At 71.5% G+C, this 1,707-nt stretch carries 2 protein-coding genes; one reads left to right on the top strand and one right to left on the bottom strand.

What is annotated here, in order from left to right; translation table 11 throughout:
* Positions 1 to 663 (top strand): SDR family oxidoreductase (locus tag SACSA_RS0114695; RefSeq protein WP_019816655.1); only part of this gene is annotated, 663 nt, incomplete at its 5' end.
* Positions 664 to 673: 10 nt separating this feature from the next.
* Here the strand turns inward: SACSA_RS0114695 and SACSA_RS23120 are convergent.
* On the bottom strand, positions 674 to 1,707 hold a 1,034-nt coding region (locus tag SACSA_RS23120; RefSeq protein WP_019816654.1), incomplete at its 5' end, for a putative glycoside hydrolase.

Raw genomic sequence — 1,707 nt, 5'->3', positions numbered from 1 at the left:
GAGACGTTGCGCGAGACGGTCGCCGGCGCGTCCGAGGACGCGGCCGGGCCGGACGGTGCCGCCTCGCGGGCACGAGTGGTACCCACCGACGTCACCGACCCCGACGCCGTGGCCGCGTTGTTCGACGCGGCGCGCGACACCTGGGGCCGGGTGGACGTCCTGGTCAACAACGCGGGCTCGTTCGGCCCGTCCGGTGCGGTGGACACCGTCTCGGTGGACGACTGGCGGGAGACCGTTGAGGTCAACCTCACCGGCATGTTCCTGTGCGCGCGGCAGGCCGTGCGGCTGATGAAGGAGCAGAGCCCGCGCGGCGGGCGGATCATCAACAACGGCTCGATCTCGGCGCACGTGCCGCGACCGGAGAGCGTCGCCTACACCGCCACCAAGCATGCCGTGACCGGGCTGACCCGCTCGATCGCGCTGGACGGCCGCGCGCACGGCATCTCCTGCGGACAGATCGACATCGGCAACGCGGCCACCGAGATGACCGAGGGGTTCGCTCAGGGCGCCAAGCAGGCCGACGGCGGTGTCCGGCCCGAGGCCACGTTCGACGCCGTGCACGTGGCCGACGCCGTGCTCTACATGGCCGGGCTGCCTCTCGAGGCCACCGTGCACTCGCTCACGGTGGCGGCCACCACCATGCCCTACGTGGGACGGGGCTGAACCGGTCGGCTCAGGTCGGGGCGAGCGCGGACTCGTCGTACCGGCAGGCGGCGTTCCACAGCAGGAACGAGTCGATGCCGTTGTCCTCGGCCGCCTCGATCTGAGCCCGGATCTCGTCGGCGCCGTAGGAGACCCCGAGGCTGAACGCCTGGAGCCACGGGATGACCTTGGTGCGGCCGTTTTCCCGCGACAGATCCACGAAGTCGGCAAGCGAACGCGCCGTGATGTCGTAGGGCTGCCGTTCCGGATCGGACACTCCGTACTCGCCGGGGCCCCAGTGCGACGGATAGACCATCGGCGCGACGTAGTCGACGTGCTCCGACATCATCGGGATGTCCTGCGCGATCTGGGTGGGTCGGGTGGCGGCGATGCCGAACACCGACGCGCCCTGGAAGGCGCCGTGCCGGTGCACCACCGCGCGCGACTCGGCGAGGAAGTCGGCGATCGACCGTTCCGGGGAGGTGTCGAGACCCGGAAAGCGCATCCGGGACACGGCGCCGTCGGGCCTGCGGATGTAGTCGTAGAGAATGTCGTCGAAGCCGAGTTCGGCGGCCTCCTCGGCGAGGGCGATGTTGTAGGCACGCACGTCCGGGTCGGCGAAGTTGGTGAACGAGTAGTCGCCGTAGCCGCCCGACCACGGCGCCCCGCTCGCGGTCTGGACCAGCCGCTCGTGCCTGCCCTGTTCCCACGAGGCCTTGCCGAGGACGGGATCGCGGAACGCCACGAGCCTGCCCACCACGTGCACCCCCTCGGCGTGCAGCGTCTCCAGCGCCTCCCGGGGGTCGTAGTGCCCCGCGTTCGCACCGATCTCCTGGGCCAGCGGGACCTGGGAGGCGTAGCCGATCCGCCCGCTCTCGTCCTTGATGTCGAGCTGGATGGTGTCGATGCGGCCCTCGCGCACCATCTCCAGCACCGGCTCCCGCAGGCTGGCGCTGGCCCAGGCACTGGCGGAGAGGTGCACGGCCCGCATCCCCGGGTGGCGCAGCGCGACCGGCACCCGCTCGGTGGTCGCGTTGCCCGCGGCGTCCCGCGCGGTCACCGCGA

It is taken from the genome of Saccharomonospora saliphila YIM 90502 (assembly GCF_000383795.1).
GTDB lineage: Bacteria > Actinomycetota > Actinomycetes > Mycobacteriales > Pseudonocardiaceae > Saccharomonospora > Saccharomonospora saliphila.
This window is presented reverse-complemented; position numbering and strand designations above follow the sequence as displayed.